Raw genomic sequence first — 16,699 nt, 5'->3', positions numbered from 1 at the left:
CTCAGGGCACCTGGAGGGGGAGGGAGGCGACGACGTCCTCCCACGCGGCATGCGTGTCGGCGCCGACGAGACCGAACTGGCCGAGCACCGCGATGCAGCGCCCCCTGGCGTCGTAGAGCTCCAGCGCCCTGGTCGCGCCGTGGGCGGCGGAGGTCGTCACCCGCAGGCACTCGGCCACCGCGTGCAGATCGATCTCGACGGTGGCGTCCCGCCATCTCGCCATGACCCCGCCCTCGGCGGCGGAGGTGGTCACGATGGGGCCCGTCGCCCCCTGGAGGATGCCTTCGCCGACGACGATCGCGCCCACGGGCAGGCCCGTGGTGCACAGGTGCTCCAGCAGCATCGGCAGCACCAGGGGATCCACGCGTGCGGCGTGCGCGACGCCGGCCGCACAGCGGCGCCGCTCCCGCCCGCCGTCGTGGAGCAGGGCGTCGAGCTGCCCGAGCTGGTCCTGCTCGTCGGAGTCCAGCGACGCAGGACGATACGGGTCGCCGAGGCGGCCGGCGAGGGTCTCGGCGACCGTCATCCCGTCGTCCTCCTGATCCAGGCTCTCCAGGATCATCCGGTCGTAGTCGGAGACCGTGCGGCAGTGATGAACCGGCTGTCCGTCGCCGGCGAGCAGATGCAGGCTTGTGACCTGGTTCATCGCCGTCTCCTCGACGCTCAGGCGCACATCGGCGACCGTCTCCGGAACCGTCCGCAGGCCGATCATGCCGCAGGTCACCTGGAACGACTGGCCGCGGGTGCTGGCGTGCAGGTAGCTGCCGAACTGCGTGATCACCGCGTGCGGGTTGCCCGTCGTCGCCACGCAGGCCTCGAGAAGCACCATGGCCCGAAGCACGGCCGCTCCCGGGGCGTGCACCGAACGGCCGGGGGCGAACGGGCGCTGTCCCGCCTTGCGGACGGACGAGGCGTCGTCGGCGTTCATCAGTACACATCCCTCAGGTAGCGCTTGGATCTCTTCAGGTCGGCCACGTACTCGGCCGCGTCGTCGTCGCCACGACCGCGCGCGGCGCCGACGAGGTCGAGCAGGGCCCGCTCCACGTCCTTGGCCATGCGCGAGGCGTCGCCGCACACGTAGAGGTGCGCGCCCGACTCCAGCCAGTCGTAGAGGTCTGCCCCGTGCTCGCGCATGCGCGTCTGCACGTAGACCTTCTCGGCTTGATCCCGGGAGAACGCGAGGTCGAGCCGGTCCAGCACGCCGCTCTCGTGCCACTCGGCGAGCTCGTCCTCGTAGATGAAGTCGCAGGCTCGATGCTGATCGCCGAAGAACAGCCAGTTGCGTCCTGCGACGCCGCTCGCCGCGCGCTCCTGCAGGAACGCACGGAAGGGGGCGATGCCGGTGCCCGGCCCGATCATGATCACGGGCGCGTCGCCGTCGGCTGGCAGTCGGAAGGCGGCGTTCGGCTGCAGGAACACCCCGACCTCGTCATCGGCGTCGAGCCGGTCGGCCATGAAGGTCGAGCACACGCCGCCGTGCGGGCGATCCTCGCCGTAGCGCACCGCCGCCACCGTGAGGTGGATGCGATCGGGGCTGTGCAGCGGACTCGAGGAGATCGAATAGGCGCGCGGCTGCAGCGGACGCACCGCGGTCAGCACCTCGTCCGCGGTCAACCGCAGCCCGCTCGCGCGCACCACGTCGAGCAGATCGCGCCCCCACAGCCAGTCGTTCAGCGCGTCGCGCTCGCCGCGCAGGAACAGGCTGCCCGGCTCGCTGTCTGGGTGCCGCTCGCCGACGAGGGCCAGCATCTCCTTCGACACCGCGACGATCTCGGCCCGGCGGTGCAGATGCGAGAAGAGCGGGATGCCGCCGGCATCCGCATCGCCGTCGCAGCCGAGCGCGGCGATCAGCTCCTCGACGAGTCTCGGATCGTTCGCGGGGACGACGTTGAACGCGTCGCCGGCGGCGTATTCGATGCCGCTGTCGCCGAGGTCGAACTCGAGGTGACGGATCTCCTTCGCGCTGCCGGGGCCGGACAACACCCGGTTGGCGACCAGATGCGAGGGGTAGGGGGTCTTTCGCGACCACGTCGACGCGGCCCGCTTGGCGCGGCGCACGGGAGCGGGCGCTGCGTCTGCGGGATGCTCGGACGCCAGACGCTCCACGACCGCCGCGATCCACTCCGCTGCGGCGTCCTCGTAGTCGACATCGCAATCCGCGCGCGGATGCAGGCGCACCGCCCCGAGCTGCTCCAGACGCAGATCGATGAGGCGCCCTGCCTGGCAGAAGTCGTCGTAGCCGCTGTCGCCGAGGGCGAGCACCGCGAAGCGCAGCTGCTCGAGCCGCGGAGCGGAGTCGGAGGACAGCGCCTCCCAGAACAGCTCGGCGTTGTCCGGCATCTCGCCCTCCCCGTACGTCGAGGTGATGATGAGAGCGGTGGACACCGCAGCGAGCGACTCCGGGGTGATCTCGTCGAGAGCCGTGATCGGCATGCTGATGCCCCGTGCGGCGCCGGCGTCCGCCAGATCCGCCGCGAGCAGCTCGCTGTTGCCGGTCTGCGTTCCCACGTACACGGGAATCGTGGCGGTCTGCGCGCCGGCGCCGTGCCCGTCCGCTGGCGCGGCGGCGGCGAGGCCGGCGAAGAAGCCCGTCAGCCAGCTGCGCTGCTCGGCGGAGAAGGGTGCATCCGTTGGCACATGCAGCGTGGTCATGACGGCACCACCCCGCGAGCCTGGGTTGCCAGATCGTCGAGCGCGGCCGTCGCGATGAGCTGGTCGAACCGTGCGGAGCGGATGCGCTCGCTGTTCTTCGCGCTCTGATGGAGGATCCATCCGTACGTGCCCGGCGCGTCGATCGAGCGGACGTTGCGCATCGCGAGGGAGCGCTTGTAGTCCTCCAGCCGCCCTGCGGCGATGAGGGTCGCGAGCTCGACGTCGTCGAAGCGCTCCAGGGACTTGCGCAGGTAGGCGATGACCTTCTGCGTCACGAAGAAGTCCTCGGTGAGGATCAGCGTGCGGGCGATCTCCTCGACCTCGGGCTCGTCGGTGGACCGCGCCCCCGGCACCCGGTCGCGCGCGATCGTCTGGGCGATGCTGAGCACGGTGTACGAGGACAGCAGCGTGTACATGTCGTCGGCGCCCGGCGCCGGGGATCGTCCGTCGATCACCAGCCGGTGATCGCGGTAGTCCTGCTTGAAGTCGCGCAGCTTCGCGGTCGCCACCTGCGTCGCGAGCTCCTCGAGGAGCTGCCTGCGATCGCGGTGCTCGAGCACGGCATCCGCGTCCTGCGACAGCAGGAGCGCCCTCGGCATCCCGAAGAACATGTGCATGCGCGTGCGCGTCCAGTCCGCGAGCAGGCGCTCGGCGAGAGCGGATCCGGTGGCCTCGAGATGCCAGCGCAGCATCAGCAGCGCCGCCTCCTCGTGGAAGCCGCCGTGCGGGTGGCCGGTCATCGGCAGCATCAGCAGCGAGTCCTCGCTGTAGCGTCCGTCGAGAGCGCGATCCGGGTCGTACTGGTACACGAAGCCGCCGCTCATGCCGTTGCCGAGCCCCTTGCCGAACGCGCCGAGGTTCAGCACGGCGCCGTTGGTCATGTACTCGCAGCCGAAGTCGCCGAGGCCCTCGACGACCGCGGTGACTCCCGAGTTGCGCACGGCGAAGCGGTCCCCGGCCTCTCCCGAGACGAACAGCCGGCCGCCGGTGGCTCCGAACGCGGCGAAGTTGCCGATCAGGACGTTGCCGCCGACCGCGTCGGCACCGCCGCCGGGGGAGCGCACGACGACGGTGCCGCCGCTCTGGCTCTTGCTCACCCCGTCGTTCGCCGTCCCGGTGTGCACGAGGACCACGCCGTCGTTGCAGAACGCGCCGTAGGACTGCCCTGCGGCGCCGTGGGTGTGCACTCTGATGCTGCCGTCGGCGAACCGGGCGCGGCCGCGGTCGTCGACGATCACGGCGGGGAGTGCCAGGAGGGCGGCAGGGTCCAGCTCGTGGTTCAGCATCCGCTCGATGTCGACGCTGAGCTGACCGCCGACGGACTTGTCGCTGTTGCGGAGGGAGACGCCGTCGATGACGATCTCGCGCTGCGCCTGCGAGACCAGCGCGGTGCGCACGCGCTCGATGAGCGCGTCGTCTGTGCGGAAGTCCTTCTCGAGGTAGATCGGGTTCGCCACGTGCCGCTCCGGCACGACGGTCAGCATCGCACGCACGTCGAGATCGCCCACGGCGGAGGGGTGATCCAGCAGCTGCAGCAGATCCGCCCGCCCGCGCGCCTCGGCGAGGGAGCGCAGCCCGAGACGGGCGAGGATCTCGCGGATCTCGTGGCTGATGTTCAGCAGGTACTGCGCGAGCGCGCGGGGATCGCCGTCGAACACCTCGGGGTTCGTGGTGAGGCCGGCCGGGCACTTGATGTTGCAGTTCTTCGCCATCACGCACTTCAGCATCATCAGCGCCGTCGTGCCGAACTCGAAGCTGTCGCCGCCGAGGAGGGCGCTGGTGACGACGTCGCTCGCGGTCTGATGCGCCCCGGAGCACCGAAGCACGACCTTGTCGCGCAGGCCGTTCGCGACGAGCGCCTGGTGCACCTCGGCGATGCCGATCTCGGCCGAGCGCCCCGCATACTTCAGGCTGGTCACGGCCGCCGCCCCCGTGCCCCCGGTGTTGCCTGCGACGTTGATGACGTCGGCTCCCGCTTTGGCGACGCCGACCGCGATCGTCCCGATGCCCTCAGAGGAGACGAGCTTGACGATGACGCGCACCCGCGCGGCCTTGCAGTCGTGGATGAGCTGGGCGAGGTCCTCGATCGAGTAGGTGTCGTGGTGGGGCGGGGGAGAGACCAGCTCGATGCCCGGCGTCCCGCCGCGCGCAGCGGCGATGTCGACCGTGACCTTCGGTGCGGGCAGCTGCCCGCCCTCGCCCGGCTTCGCGCCCTGCCCGATCTTGATCTCCAGCTCCTGGAGCATCGGATCGGCGAGATAGCCCGCCCAGATGCCGAAGCGCCCTGACGCGAACTGCTTGATCCGCGACCCGCGGATCGTGCCGTAGCGCGAGTAGTGCTCGCCGCCCTCTCCGCAGTTCGAGAGGCCGCCGACCATGTTCACCCCGTGCGCGACGGACTCGTGGGCGGTGGCCACCAGTGCGCCGTGGCTCATCGCACCGCTGGTGAGGGTGCGCGTGATCTCGTGGGCCGGCTGGACCTCGTCGACGGAGATCGGCGCAGGGGCCGTGACGAGGGTGCGGAGGAATGATGCAGCGGCCCCGTGCGCCGCGACGGTGATGGCGGCTGTGCCCAGGTCGATCGTCTGCGCCTCGCCGGGGAAGGCGGACTCGAGGAATCCGCCGAGGGCTGTGAGCCGGTGCGGATCGCCGGTCGCGCCGGTCGTGAGCGTCAGGCAGAACGCGTCGCCGAGGTCGTCGATGCGCAGGCCGTGCACGAGGATGCCGGCATTGCCCGTGCGCGAGAAGCGACCGAGCTCCCGCTCGAAGTCGATCGCCGTGTGCGCGCCGGTGACGTCGGCGGGGAAGGCCAGCACATCGCGGAGGGCGGACGGGCGCCTGGCGCGCTCGCGATTCGTGCTGGCGACGAAGTCGCGGTAGCCGGGCGTGATGCGGAACCGGTCGATCTGCTCGTTGCTGAGGGCGTCGAAGCCCTCGTTCGCGTACGCGTCGTCGCTGATGCCGAACGCGTCCTCGAGCTGGTTCAGCGTCAGCAGGCGCAGGGCGGCGTGGCCGTCATGGGGCTCGGGGGCGAAGGCGACGTGCTCCTCCGCCATGGTCGTGAAGCCGCGCACCGCTGTCGTGCCGTAGGAGTGTCCTGCGCCCTCCGAGCGCTCCTTGAACAGACCGAGCAGGGGGATCTGCGCCTCGGTCTCCACCCCGATCGCCCGCTGGTGCCATCGGGCCGCGGCCAGGGCGATGTGCGCGAAGCCCACGCCGCGCACAGGGGCGTCCAGGTGCGGGAACCACCGCGCCAGCACGGGGTCCTGGGTGTCGAGATAGTTCGGCTCGAAGAACTCGCCGCCGATGTAGCTCTCCACCGTGCACAGGCCCACGCGCCCCATCGTCTTCGCGAGCGACTTCTCCGTGGCCTTGCGGAAGCGGGCGAGGGCGCGATCGGTCTCGGTGAGCGCTTCGGCAGGGCCCGCGGGGCTCGGATACTTCTCCTCCGCCCGGAGGCGCGCGCTGATGCTGTACACCGCCGATGCGCCGAATCCCAGGGCGACGGCGACGTGGTGCGATGAGGGCAGCTGCCCGCTCTCCGCCACCAGCGACACGCGCAGGCGAAGACCCGCCGCGATCAGCCTCTGGTTCACGGCGGCGATCGCGAGTACCAGTGGGATCGGTGCGGCTGCGGACGACACAGCCCGGTCGGTGAGCACCGCGATGCCGCCGGATGCCGCGGCGAACGCCTCCACCTCGTCGGCGAGACGCTCGATCGCGGCCTCCAGGGAGGACGCGTTCGCCTTCTCGTCCTCCGGGAACGGCTCGAACAGCATCCCGAAACGGCGCAGCGGCGTCTGATCCTGCTCGCGCAGGCGCACCATGTCGAGGTGCCCGAGCACGGGGGAGTCGACCACGATCTGGCGCGAGGTGCCGTTGCCTCGGTCCGGCTTCGCACCGAGAGCCACCCTGAGGGTCATGCCGTCGGCCTCGCGGATGCTGTCCAGCGGCGGGTTGGTGACCTGGGCGAAGCGCTGCGAGAAGTACTTCGACACCCCGCCCTCGTGGTCGGAGAGCGCGTTGATCGCGTTGCCGTAGCCCATCGCGGAGATCCGCTCGCTGCCCTGAGCGAGCATCGGATCGAGCATGAACCGGAAGCTCTCCTGGTTCAGCGAGTACGCGACGGCGCGCCCGGCGACGCTGAGGTCCCCCTGGTAGCCGAGCGACTGCGGACCGCGGCGCTCCGGTGCCGGCAGGTCGTCGATGTGCACGCGCGCCCGGTCGAGGAGAGCGGCGTAGTCGCGCCGCTTCGCGAGCGTGGCGAGCGTGTCCGCGGTGCGGTGCACGCACCCGGTGCGGTGGTCGATGTAGAGCATGCCGCCGGCCTCGATGCGCCCGCGATGGGTGACCTCGGAGGGGGCGAAGGGCACCTGCCCCGCCTCGGACGAGACGACGAGGTATTCCTCGGTCTCCACCGTCCGCAGGGGCCGCAGGCCCAGCCGGTCGAGCCGGGCGCCGATGACGTCGCCGTCGCTGAAGATGACGGCGGCGGGCCCGTCGTTCTTCTCCTCGTACAGGGAGAAGAACTCCAGCATGTCGCGCACCTCCTGCGACAGCGACCGGTCGTTCTCCCAGGCCGGGGGCATGAGGGAGACGACGGCTTCGACGATGTCGAGCCCGTCGTCGAACACGCGGCTCTGCAGGGTCTGGTCGAGGCGGCTGCTGTCGGACTGGCCGGCGGGGCGGACGATGTCGCGGGAGCGCGAGCGGGCCAGCGCCTCATCGGAGACGCGGTTCTTGCGGTCGGTGTTCAGCTCGCCGTTGTGTGCCAGCATGCGAAACGGCTGGGCCATGGTGGGGTGCGGCTCGGTGTTGGTCGAGAAGCGGGTGTGGAAGTACAGGCTGCGCACGCTGTGGCGCTCGTCGCGCAGATCCACGAAGAAGCGCAGCACCTCGCCCGCGTTCAGACGGCCCTTGAGCACCTGGGTGCGCATGCTCAGCGAGAGCGGGTACAGCCCCGCCAGCTCCCGGCGCGAGTAGGCCTCCCGCTCGATCTCGAGCAGGGCGGCGTTCGCCGCCCGGTCTCCGCCTGCCCTGTCCATGCCCTCGCGCAGCCGGAACACCCATTGCCGGATGGGCAGCTGGTGCTTCTCGGCGGCGGCGACCGCGGCCGAGTGGTCGACGGGGACGTCGCGAACGAGCAGGATCTCGAAGGACGCGCCCAGCGCCCGCCCGATGATCTCCTCGGCGAGGGGCAGCTGGTCAGGGTCGTCCGGGAGGAAGAAGTTGCCGACCCCGAACTCGCCGCGCCGCAGCGGGACACCGGTGACGGCGCTGAAGAACTCCTCCGACAGGTCGATGTTCACACCGGCGCCGTCGCCGACGCCCTCGGCGGACATCCCGCCGCGATGGGGGATCGCGCACAGCGCCTCGTCGCCCTTGCGGATGACGTCGTGACTGGGGGTTCCGTCCTTGCGCGCGATGAAGCCGACGCCGCATGCGCTGTGTTCGCGGGAAGGGTCGTACAGGCCGAGCCGGGTGCTGTTCATGCGTCTCCTGAAGATGGGGCAAGGTAATGTTAGCCTTGCCTAATCGTTCGGAGTCAAATGTGACGCGGACTCAGCGGCGCGGCGCCTCCTGCAGCGAGCGACGCGTGACGAAGCGGCGGGGCTCGCCGCTCAGCGGATCCGTGAAGCGCAGCTCCCTCGCGAGCAGCTGCAGGGGCCTTGCGAAGTCGTCCGGCGCCTCCGGCAGCAGCACGGGGTAGAACCCGTCGTTCAGGATGCCGAGGCCGAGGGCTGCCAGATGCACGCGCAACTGGTGCATCTTGCCGCTGTGCGGATGCAGCAGCGTGTGCACGACGCGCTCGTCGGCGGAGAGCACCTCGATCAGCGTCTCCGAGTTCGGTTCGCGCGCGGCATCCACTTGCACGCACACCTCACCCCGGTTCTTGCGGATGTGATTGCGGTACACGAGCGGGAACGCCGCGGCATCCCATCCCGCCGGCCGCGCCGACACCGCCTCGTAGGTCTTGCGCACCGCGCGGTTCTCGAACAGCAGCTGATAGGCGCCGCGCGTCTCCTGGCGCGCCGAGAACATGAGCAGGCCGGCGGTGGCGCGGTCGAGCCGGTGGATCGGGGTGAGCTCGGGGGTACCGAGGAGGTTGCGCAGCCGCACAAGGGCGGAGTTGCGCAGGTACTTGCCGCCCGGCGTCGTCGGCAGGAAGTGCGGCTTGTCGACGACGACGAGATCCCGGTCCTCATGCAGCACGTCGACCTCGAAGGGGATCTCGCGCTCGAGCGGGGGCTCACGGTAGTACCAGACGAACTCCTCGGCCCCCAGCGGAGTATCGCGGGCGAGCGGTCGTCCGTCGCGGGCGACGATCTCGCCGCGGTCGAAGCGCACCAGCAGCCGCTGCGGGTCGAGATGGAAGAAGCGCTCGATCATGTACGCGGCGATCGTCGGCCAGTCGCCGCGCAGCGGCACGTGCAGACGCGTCGCGCCGACGCCGTCGCGCACGGGGAGAGGAGAGGCCATGCCCATCTGCGGCGCCCTTCACACGTCGAAGCTGAGGCTGAGCCGGCGCAGCAGCGACGCCAGCCGATCGCGGTCGCTGCGCGAGAGACCCCGGAGGAGGTCGGCCTCGACGTCGACGAGGCGGGTGATGGCGGCATCCACGCGGATGCGCCCGTCATCGGTCAGCGTGACCAGGACGCTGCGGCCGTCGTCCGGGTCGGCGACGCGCCGCACGAAGCGGCGGCCGACGAGACGGTCGATGCGGTTCGTCATGGTGCCGCTGGAGACGAGCGTCTGCTGCAGCAGCTGCTTGGGGGAGAGCTGGAAGGGCGTCCCCGCACGGCGCAGCGCCGAGAGCACGTCCCACTCCCAGGGTTCGAGCTCGCTGCGGCGGAACACGTCACGGCGGGCGCGGTCGAGCAGCCGCGTCAGCCGGTCGACGCGCGAGAGCACCTCGAGGGGTGAGAAGTCCAGATCGGGTCGCTGCGTGTTCCACGCTCCGACGATCCGGTCGACCTCATCAACCTCGCTCATCCGTCCAGTATCCCAGGACATGGCAGACTTGAGAGGCGGCATGCGCTGGGTCGGATGCCGTGATCCGCCGTGGTGTAATGGCAGCACGACAGCCTTTGGAGCTGTGAGGTCTAGGTTCGAGTCCTGGCGGCGGAGCATGACCGGGAACAACCTCGCCATCATCATCCTCGCCGCAGGCCAGGGCACGCGCATGAGGTCGCGCCTGCCGAAGGTGCTGCATCCGATCGGCGGGCGTCCGCTGGTCGGGCACGTGCTGACGACGGCCGCGCGCCTCGGCGCCGACCACATCGAGGTGGTCGTCCGCCACGAGCGCGATCAGGTCGTCGCAGCCCTCAGCCAGGAGTACCCCGAGGTCGTGTTCGTCGACCAGGACGAGATCCCCGGCACCGGACGCGCGGTGCAGGTCGCCGTCGACGCGCTGCCCGATGACTTCGACGGCGACGTGCTCGTGCTCTCCGGCGACTGCCCGCTGGCCGACGCCGACACGCTCAGCGCCTTCCTCGATGAGCACCGCGCCACGGGCGCTCCGGCGACGCTGATGACCGCGGTCGTCGACGACCCGCGCGGCTACGGGCGCGTCATCCGCGATGCCGACGGCGGGGTCGACCGCATCGTCGAGCACAAGGACGCCAGCGACGCTGAGGCCGCCGTCCGCGAGATCAACGCCGGCATGTACGTGTTCAGCGCCGCGACGCTGCGGCGCTACCTTCCCGAGGTCGGCGTCGACAACGCCCAGGGCGAGATGTACCTGACAGACGTGCCGGGGCTCCTTCGCCGCGATGGCGACCGGGTGGCGGCATCCGTCGTCTCCGACGTCACCGTGACCTACGGCGTCAACGACCGCGCGCAGCTCGCGCTCGTCGGCCGGCTGCTCAACGAGCGCATCGTGCGGCGGTGGCAGCTCGCCGGCGTCACCGTCATCGACCCGGCGACGACGTGGATCGACGACGACGCCACCCTCGCCCCCGATGTCACGGTGCTGCCGAACACGCAGATCCTTCGCGCCACCACGATCGCCGAGGGCGCCATCATCGGCCCGGATACGACGCTCGTCGACTGCGAGGTGGGGGAGGATGCGATCGTGCGCCGCACCGATGCGACCCTCGCCGTGATCGGCGCCGAGGCCACCGTCGGGCCGTTCTCGTTCCTGCGTCCTGGCACAGTGCTCGGCGCCAGGGGCAAGATCGGCGCCTACGTCGAGACGAAGAACGCCGAGATCGGCGAAGGGAGCAAGGTGCCCCACCTCTCCTACGTCGGCGACGCCACGATCGGCCACGGCGTGAACCTCGGCGCGAGCACCATCACGGCGAACTACGACGACGTGGCCAAGCACCGCACGATCGTCGAGGACGAGGTGCACACCGGGTCGCACACGACCCTCGTCGCGCCCGTTAGGCTGGGTGCTGGCGCCAAGACGGGTGCCGGAGCGGTCGTCCGCAAGGACGTGCCGGCTGGTGCTCTTGCGATGAGCGTCGCGCCTCAGCGCAATATCGAGGGCTGGGTCGAGAAGAACAGGGCAGGCACGGATGCTGCGGATGCCGCAGCACGGGCTCGAGTGGCGGAGTAGGCACACGCATGGCGCGCAAAAAGAAGACGGTCGATCTGGATCGCGACAACGGCATAGCCCCCGGCCTCGTCGCCAAGACGAAGAAGCGGCTCGTCGTCGCGGGCGGGCGCTCGCATCCCGAGCTCACCGACGCGGTGGCCGCGGCCCTCGGCACCGAGCTCGCGCCGGTGGAGCACCGCACGTTCGCGTCGGGTGAGATCTATGCGCGCTTCGAGGTCTCGATCCGCGGCTGCGATCTCTTCCTCGTGCAGACATTCGGCGAGCCCGTCAACGAGTGGCTCATGGAGACGCTCATCATGATCGACGCGGCCAAGCGCGCCTCCGCCAAGCGCATCACCGTCGTCGCCCCCTACTACCCGTACTCGCGTCAGGACAAGAAGGGCCGCGGCCGCGAGCCGATCAGCGCCCGCCTCGTCGCCGACCTGCTCAAGACCGCCGGCGCCGACCGTGTGATGAGCGTCGACCTGCACGCCGCGCAGATCCAGGGCTTCTTCGACGGCCCCGTCGACCACCTCTTCGCCAAGCCCGTGCTGCTGGACTATTTCGAGCGCACGCTCTCTCCGGCCGATCGCGAGATCCTCACGGTGGTGTCGCCGGACATGGGCCGTGTCCGCGTCGCCGACACCTGGTCGGACAGCCTCGGCGCCCCGCTCGCCATCATCCACAAGCGCCGCGACCCGAAGGTCGCCAACCAGGTCTCCGTGCACGAGATCGTCGGCACGGTCGAAGGGCGCACCTGCCTCCTCGTCGACGACATGATCGACACCGGCGGCACGATCGTGAAAGCCGCGCAGGCACTGAAGGCCAACGGCGCGTACCGCGTGATCGTGGCGGCGACGCACGCGATCTTCAGCGACCCGGCATCCGAGCGCCTGCAGGACTCGTCAATCGACGAGGTGGTCGTCACCGACACCATCCCGCTCAGCGCGTCCCGCCGCTGGGACAAGCTCACCATTCTGCCGATCGCACCGCTGCTCGCTCGCGCCATCCATGAGGTCTTCGAAGACGGATCGGTGACGAGCATGTTCGGCGGAGACGCATAGCAGATGCATCGCCGCGGCACAGTGCGTGCATAGGACTGATGTATACGTTCGAATGCATCGACAGATCGTCGCATCGAATCGGGAGGGCCGCCATGATCCGCACCACTGCTCCGAAGTCCGTACGCAAGGCCTCAGCGCTCGTCGGCGTGGCGGGGCTCTTCGTCCTGGCCGGCTGCTCCGGGGTCGCCGATGCCGACGACACGTCTTCTTCCTCGTCCTCCAGCACGTCGTCCTCGTCGTCCTCCTCTTCCTCGTCCTCCAGCACGGAGTCCGACTCGGGGTCGACGACCTACGCCGACGGCACCTACACGGCCGAGGGGTCGTATCAGACGCCGGAGACCGTGGAGTCGATCTCGGTGACGCTCACCATCGCCGACGGCGTCGTGACCGACGTGGAGGTCACCGGCGACCCGCAGGCGCGGGAGAGCGAGCAGTACCAGTCCCAGTTCATCGACGGCATCGCCGACGAGGTGGTCGGCGTCGCTCTCGACGACCTGGACGTGAGCCGCGTTTCCGGCTCGTCGCTGACGAGCGGCGGCTTCAACGAGGCGGTCGAGTCGATCAAGGAGCAGGCCGCCGCTTAGGCGCCTGACCGGTCATGACGATCTGGCGTTTCGACGCGATCGGCACCCGGTGGGAGATCGAGGGCGAGCTCACGGATGCCGATCGTGCGGCGGTCGCCGCCGAGATCGAGCGCTTCGATCGTGAGTGGTCGCGGTTCCGCGCCGACTCCGAGGTCACCCGTCTGGGCGACGCCGGCGGCGGATTCGGCTCGACGGATGCCGGGCCTATGCTCGACGCGTACCGTGAGGTCTCCGCCGCGACCCGCGGTGCGGTCAACCCGCTCGTCGGTGCGAGTCTTGAAGCCCTCGGCTACGACGCCTCGTACACGTTGCACGCGGGGGAGCCCGTCGCGGCGCCCGCCGAATGGACCGGGCTGGTCTCCTGGACGGCGCAGGCGGTGAAGGCATCCGCTCCCGTGCTCATCGACGTGGGCGCCCTCGGCAAGGGGCGCCTCGTCGACCTCGTCTTCGACCTTCTCGGTCACGTGCCCGGTGACCTGGTCGTCGACGCGGGCGGCGACCTGAGAGTGCGGGGCGGGGCGGTGCGCACGGCGCTCGAACATCCTTTCAACTCTGCCCGCGCGATCGGCGTCGTGGAGCTGCGCGACGCCGCGCTGTGCGGCTCGGCGATCAACCGCAGGGCGTGGGGCGACGGCCTTCACCACGTGCTCGATGCGCGCACCGGGCAGCCGGTGCGCACGTGGGCTGCCACCTGGGCGCTCGGCGCCGAGACGATGGCGGCGGATGCCGTCGCGACGGCGCTGTTCTTCGACGGCGGCCCGGCTCTCGCAGCGAGCTGGGGCATCGAGTGGGTGCGCATGTCGACGGACGGGCGCGCCGAGCGCTCGGCCGGATGGCCGGGCGAGCTTTTCCTCGCCAGGCCTCTCGGAAGGGGATCGCGCTCATGATCACGGCCTTGACCGGGGTGCGTCAACGCGTGCTCGCGCTTCTCGGGCGCTTGTCGATGTACCGGCTCGTGCTGCTCGCACTCGGGGTGCTCATCGCGCTCGCACTGGCGCTCTCGGCGGCGGAGCTCGTCTCGCCCCGGCTGCTCGACCTCCTCGTCTCGCTCGCCGTGCTGACCGCGGCGACGATGGCGACCGATGCGCTGGCCCAACGGCTGCTGCACCTGCCGTGGCGGGTCGAGTCGTCGGCGATCACGGCGGCGATCCTGCTGTTCGTGCTGCAACCGGCATCCGATCTGTCGCCGGCCGTCCTCGGCGGGTTGGCGCTCGCCGGCATCTTCGGCGCCGTGTCGAAATACCTCATCGCGTGGCGCGGCAGACATCTGCTGAACCCGGCGGCCGTGGGAGCCGCGGTCGTCACCATCACGGGTCTCGGAACCTTCTCCGCGTGGTGGGTGGGCACTCCGGCGCTGTTCATACCGGTGCTGATGCTCGGGCTCGTGGTCGCGTGGCGCACCGAGAAGGTCCGTGTCGTGCTGCTGTTCCTCGTCATCGCGGTGGCGGTGTCGGTGGTGCGCCAGGCGGTGCAGCTCTCCGGGGCAGGGCTCGCGTTCGACGCTGGCCAGGCGCTGTCGGCCGCCCTGCTGCAGTCGCCCTACCTCTTCCTCGGGCTGTTCATGCTGTCCGAGCCCCTGACGCTGCCGCCGCGGCGCTGGCAGCAGTTCGCCGTGACCTGCCTCGTCGGCGTGCTCGCTGGATGGCCGATCTCGGTCGGCGCGTTCACCCTCGGGCAGGAGCGGGCGCTGCTCATCGGGAACGTGCTCGCCGCCCTGCTGGCGCGGCGCGCCGGAGTGCGGCTGCGCCTCACGGAGCGGGCGCGGATCACCCCGGGGGTGCAGCAGCTGACCTTTCAGGCGTCTGGTGGGTTGCGGTTCACCGCAGGGCAGTATCTCGAGCTCGCCGTTCCCCATCGCCGCCCGGATGCGCGCGGAACCCGGCGCGAGTTCAGCATCGTGTCGAGCCCCGCCGACCTGCCGGCCGTGCGCATCGCCTATCGCGGCGAGGAGTCGAGCTACAAGAAGGCGCTCGCGGCGGCGGCCCCCGGTGCGCAGTTCGCCGTCACGGGGGTCTGGGGGGACTTCGTGCTGCCTCGGGGCGAGGCCCCGGTGCTGCTGGTCGCGGCGGGTATCGGCGTGACGCCGTTCGTCTCGCAGCTGCGGTCGCTGGAGGGCGCCGGATGCGACGTGGTGCTCGTGCACGTCGCGTCGTCGGCGGCGGAGCTCGCCTTCCGGGAGGAGCTGGAGAGCCTGCCTGCGCGGGTCGTCGTCTTCACCCGCGACCGGCCGGACCGGCTGCCGGCGCACTGGACGTGGGCGGGAGGAGTGCGGCTCGACGCTGCGAGCCTCGGTCGGGCCGTGCCTGACCTCTCATCGCGGCACGCGTTCGTCTCCGGCCCTCCGGGGCTCATCGCCGACCTCGCGCCCGCGCTGAGGGGTGCGCGCAGCCTCACCACCGACGCGTTCGCGGGGTACTGACCCCCGGGGGATTGCCGGCGGTCCGGCGTGTGTCCGCGGTCCGGCGTGTGTCCGCGTGCCCGGCGTTCCCGACGTACCGTTTGTCGGGCCGATTCCCGTTTGTCGGGCCGATCCGATCCGACACGCCGGCCCACCGGCATCCGCTCCCGACGAACGGTACGCGCGCGCCGCGAGTTGTCCACAGATTCGCCGCGCAGGTCCCGCGGCGCAGGGGCGCCGCGCATCATCGAGGCATGCAGTCAGCCGCCTTCATCCTCGCCCACCACGGTCAGATCGCGCGGGGAACACTCCTCCGGCAGTACGGTCTGAGCCGCCGGCGCGTCGAGGCCGAGGTGTCAGCGGGGAGCATCATCCGCGTCCGACAGGGCGTGTTCGCACTGCCCGTGGCCGATCCTGCAGTGATCACTGCGGCTCAGCACGGCGGTGCGCTCACCTGCCGACGTGCGCTGCGGCTGCACGGCATCTGGATGCTGGACGGAGGGGAGTCCGAGGAGGCGGAGGTGCACGTGTGGATGGGCGGCCGCGGACGCACCCTCCATGATCGGGCGGATTGCGGATGCATCGCGCATCATCACAGCGGCAGGGCCGGACTCGGCATCGCGCCCGTCGAGGAGGCGCTGCTGCACGCCTATCACTGCCTCGACGAGGAGACCTTCTTCGCCGCGCTCGAATCGGCGCTGGCGCAGCGCAAGCTCCGCAGACCCGGTCTTGCGCGACTGCGGGCGCGCGTGCCCTCGCACGGACGCTGGCTCATCGACCTCGCGCGATTCGACGCCGAGAGCGGACTCGAATCCCTGCTGCGGCTGCGGCTGCACCGCCTCGGCATCCGCCTGGAATGCCAGGTCGAGATCCCGACCGTCGGCCGCGTCGACTTCGTCGTCGGAGGCCGGCTCATCCTCGAGGCCGACGGCAGAGCGAACCACGAGAGCCCGACGCGGCGGCATGCCGACCGGGTGCGCGACGCGGCGGCATCCGTCCTGGGCTACGAGACCCTGCGCTTCGACTATGCGCAGATCGTTCACGATTGGCCCGCGGTTGAGGCCGCGATCGTCGCCGCCGTCGTGCGGATGCGCGAGCGGGACTGAGTCCGACGGCCGGCAAGCTTTTGTCGGGTGCGGATGCCGGTGGGGCGGCGTGTTGGTGGGCGGGGTGCGGGCCGTTTGTCGGGAGCGGATGCCGGTAGGGCGGCGTGTTGGGCCGGATCGGCCCGACGGACGGGAATCGGCCCGACAAATGGCTCGTGGCCGAGTCGACGTGTCGGTGGAGCGGCTGGTGGGCCGGGAGCGGATGCCGGTGGGGTGGTGTGTTGGTGGGCGGGTTGCGGGCCGTTTGTCGGGAGCGGATGCCGGTAGGGCGGCGTGTCGGGCCGGATCGGCCCGACGAACGGGAATCGGCCCGACAAACTGCCCGCGGGGCGGGCGGGGCGGGCGGGGCGGGCGGG

11 protein-coding genes and 1 tRNA gene are annotated in these 16,699 nt (G+C 70.7%); 7 read left to right on the top strand and 5 right to left on the bottom strand.

Annotation, left to right across the window (positions count from 1 at the left end; genetic code table 11):
* Nucleotide 1 precedes the first annotated feature (1 nt).
* From QM568_RS13005 to QM568_RS12985, 5 genes are all read right to left on the bottom strand, one after another.
* Nucleotides 2–928 (bottom strand): hypothetical protein, encoded by a 927-nt coding sequence (locus tag QM568_RS13005; RefSeq protein ID WP_415139514.1) that lies wholly within the window; start codon nucleotides 926–928, stop codon nucleotides 2–4.
* Complete coding sequence (locus tag QM568_RS13000) at nucleotides 928–2,652, bottom strand: sulfite reductase subunit alpha (protein WP_415139512.1); 1,725 nt, start codon at nucleotides 2,650–2,652, stop codon at nucleotides 928–930. The genes QM568_RS13005 and QM568_RS13000 overlap by 1 nt, the downstream gene beginning before the upstream one ends.
* On the bottom strand, nucleotides 2,649–8,144 hold the full coding sequence (locus QM568_RS12995; protein WP_415139510.1) for a glutamate synthase-related protein: 5,496 nt from the start codon (nucleotides 8,142–8,144) through the stop codon (nucleotides 2,649–2,651). The genes QM568_RS13000 and QM568_RS12995 overlap by 4 nt, the downstream gene beginning before the upstream one ends.
* Nucleotides 8,145–8,214: 70 nt before the next feature.
* Nucleotides 8,215–9,132: a pseudouridine synthase gene (locus QM568_RS12990; RefSeq protein WP_415139508.1), complete on the bottom strand. Its 918-nt coding sequence runs from the start codon at nucleotides 9,130–9,132 to the stop codon at nucleotides 8,215–8,217.
* 18 nt (nucleotides 9,133–9,150) lie between these two features.
* Nucleotides 9,151–9,645, bottom strand: a complete 495-nt coding sequence (locus QM568_RS12985; RefSeq protein WP_415139506.1) for a MarR family winged helix-turn-helix transcriptional regulator — start codon at nucleotides 9,643–9,645, stop codon at nucleotides 9,151–9,153.
* Between the two features lie 63 nt (nucleotides 9,646–9,708).
* Between QM568_RS12985 and QM568_RS12980 the strand changes: the two genes are divergently transcribed.
* From QM568_RS12980 to QM568_RS12950, 7 genes are all read left to right on the top strand, one after another.
* A tRNA-Gln gene (locus tag QM568_RS12980) sits at nucleotides 9,709–9,780 on the top strand.
* 1 nt (nucleotide 9,781) lies between these two features.
* Entirely contained in the window at nucleotides 9,782–11,212 is a 1,431-nt protein-coding gene (gene glmU / locus QM568_RS12975) for a bifunctional UDP-N-acetylglucosamine diphosphorylase/glucosamine-1-phosphate N-acetyltransferase GlmU (RefSeq protein WP_415139504.1), read from the top strand.
* A gap of 8 nt (nucleotides 11,213–11,220) precedes the next feature.
* On the top strand, nucleotides 11,221–12,255 hold the full coding sequence (locus tag QM568_RS12970) for a ribose-phosphate diphosphokinase (protein ID WP_415139502.1): 1,035 nt from the start codon (nucleotides 11,221–11,223) through the stop codon (nucleotides 12,253–12,255).
* Nucleotides 12,256–12,347: 92 nt separating this feature from the next.
* Nucleotides 12,348–12,839 (top strand): FMN-binding protein, encoded by a 492-nt coding sequence (locus QM568_RS12965; protein WP_415139500.1) that lies wholly within the window; start codon nucleotides 12,348–12,350, stop codon nucleotides 12,837–12,839.
* Between the two features lie 14 nt (nucleotides 12,840–12,853).
* Nucleotides 12,854–13,726, top strand: coding sequence for an FAD:protein FMN transferase (locus tag QM568_RS12960; RefSeq protein ID WP_415139498.1), 873 nt, complete (start codon nucleotides 12,854–12,856; stop codon nucleotides 13,724–13,726).
* A complete protein-coding gene (locus tag QM568_RS12955; RefSeq protein ID WP_415139496.1) occupies nucleotides 13,723–15,258 on the top strand; it encodes a flavodoxin reductase in 1,536 nt (511 codons plus the stop codon). The genes QM568_RS12960 and QM568_RS12955 overlap by 4 nt, the downstream gene beginning before the upstream one ends.
* Nucleotides 15,259–15,491: 233 nt before the next feature.
* Nucleotides 15,492–16,343, top strand: a complete 852-nt coding sequence (locus QM568_RS12950) for a DUF559 domain-containing protein (RefSeq protein WP_415139494.1) — start codon at nucleotides 15,492–15,494, stop codon at nucleotides 16,341–16,343.
* The last annotated feature ends 356 nt before the right edge of the window (nucleotides 16,344–16,699 follow it).

It is taken from the genome of Microbacterium sp. (genome assembly GCF_047607465.1).
Taxonomy (GTDB): domain Bacteria; phylum Actinomycetota; class Actinomycetes; order Actinomycetales; family Microbacteriaceae; genus Microbacterium.
The sequence above is the reverse complement of the archived record's forward strand: the minus strand, read 5'-3'. Positions and strand labels throughout refer to the sequence as shown.

Bases quoted from the DNA above. Each gene is read 5' to 3' on its own strand.
- QM568_RS13000 (WP_415139512.1), bottom strand. From the start codon at position 2,652: ATGACCACGCTGCATGTGCCAACGGATGCACCCTTCTCCGCCGAGCAG.
- QM568_RS12950 (WP_415139494.1), top strand. From the start codon at position 15,492: ATGCAGTCAGCCGCCTTCATCCTCGCCCACCACGGTCAGATCGCGCGG.
- QM568_RS13005 (WP_415139514.1), bottom strand. From the start codon at position 928: ATGAACGCCGACGACGCCTCGTCCGTCCGCAAGGCGGGACAGCGCCCG.
- QM568_RS12970 (WP_415139502.1), top strand. From the start codon at position 11,221: ATGGCGCGCAAAAAGAAGACGGTCGATCTGGATCGCGACAACGGCATA.
- QM568_RS12990 (WP_415139508.1), bottom strand. From the start codon at position 9,132: ATGGCCTCTCCTCTCCCCGTGCGCGACGGCGTCGGCGCGACGCGTCTG.
- glmU (WP_415139504.1), top strand. From the start codon at position 9,782: ATGACCGGGAACAACCTCGCCATCATCATCCTCGCCGCAGGCCAGGGC.
- QM568_RS12985 (WP_415139506.1), bottom strand. From the start codon at position 9,645: ATGAGCGAGGTTGATGAGGTCGACCGGATCGTCGGAGCGTGGAACACG.
- QM568_RS12960 (WP_415139498.1), top strand. From the start codon at position 12,854: ATGACGATCTGGCGTTTCGACGCGATCGGCACCCGGTGGGAGATCGAG.
- QM568_RS12995 (WP_415139510.1), bottom strand. From the start codon at position 8,144: ATGAACAGCACCCGGCTCGGCCTGTACGACCCTTCCCGCGAACACAGC.
- QM568_RS12965 (WP_415139500.1), top strand. From the start codon at position 12,348: ATGATCCGCACCACTGCTCCGAAGTCCGTACGCAAGGCCTCAGCGCTC.
- QM568_RS12955 (WP_415139496.1), top strand. From the start codon at position 13,723: ATGATCACGGCCTTGACCGGGGTGCGTCAACGCGTGCTCGCGCTTCTC.